Genomic DNA, 1,199 nt, shown 5'->3' on the forward strand with positions numbered 1-1,199 from the left:
GCTCAAGCTTGTCTATACGCCGCTGAACGGTACCGGCCTCATTCCTGTTACCACGGTGCTCGAGCGCGCTGGCATCACCGATGTCACGGTTGTTCCCGAGCAGAAGGAGCCTAACGGCGATTTCCCGACCTGCCCGTATCCTAACCCCGAGATCCGTCAGGCCATGCAGAAGGGCATCGATCTCTGCGAGCAGGTTCACCCTGATTTGCTGCTTGCAACCGATCCCGACGCCGACCGTGTTGGCGTTGCCGTTAAGAATGGCGATGACTATCTGCTGCTGACCGGCAATGAGATGGGCGTTCTGCTGCTCGATTATATCTGCAAGACCCGTGCGGCCCGCGGTGAGGACCTTGCTAAGAAGGTTGCCGTTACTACTATCGTTTCTTCCGCCATGGTCGATGCACTGGCCGAGGAGTATGGCTTTGAGCTCCGTCGCTGCTTGACGGGCTTCAAGTACATCGGTGACATCATTACCTCGCTTTCCGATGCTGGTGAAGTCGATCGCTTTATCTTCGGTTTCGAGGAGAGCTACGGCTATCTGGCCGGCGACCATGTGCGCGACAAGGACGCCGTGAGCACTTCGTTGCTGATTTGCCAGATGGCTCAGTATTACAAGCTGCAGGGTAAGAACCTCGCCGATGCGATGCACGAGCTGTACGAGAAGTATGGCTACTATCACAACAAGACGATTTCGCTGAGCTATCCGGGTGCTGAGGGTGCGGCAAAGATGGCCGGCATCATGGCCGGTCTGCGCGAGAACCCGCCTGCGGAGCTCGCCGGTTCTAAGATTGAGGCTGTCGTGGATTACAACACCTGCGTGAACGGCCTGCCGAAGGCTAATGTCATTGAGTTCGATCTTGAGGGTGGCAACAAGGGTATTGTTCGTCCTTCCGGCACCGAGCCCAAGATTAAGCTGTACATCTTCGCTAAGGGCGCGGATGCCGCCGAGGCAGATGCAGCACTTGACGCGATCGAGGAGTCCGGTCGCAAGCTGCTGGCATAAGGTATTTAAGAGTCTATTGCTATAGATGGGCGAAAGAGGGGATCTCGGATGCGAGGTCCCCTCCTATTTTTAACCAGCCAGCCGAGAGTACTTATATGTGTAGGAAATGTGTACGCCCAGATTCCCGCCCCCGGGGCCCCTCCGGTCTGGCAATATATCTCCTTGCCGCGCGGCCCGGTGGAACCGGGAACCAGCG

General features: G+C 57.0%; 1 protein-coding gene. It reads left to right on the top strand.

Translation table 11 applies throughout. From position 1 onward, the window contains the following. Window positions 1-1,003 (top strand): phospho-sugar mutase (locus ABHR75_RS09915; RefSeq protein ID WP_346964239.1); only part of this gene is annotated, 1,003 nt, incomplete at its 5' end. Between the last annotated feature and the right edge of the window lie 196 nt (window positions 1,004-1,199).

This window comes from Collinsella aerofaciens, assembly GCF_039752955.1.
Lineage (GTDB): Bacteria > Actinomycetota > Coriobacteriia > Coriobacteriales > Coriobacteriaceae > Collinsella > Collinsella aerofaciens_BI.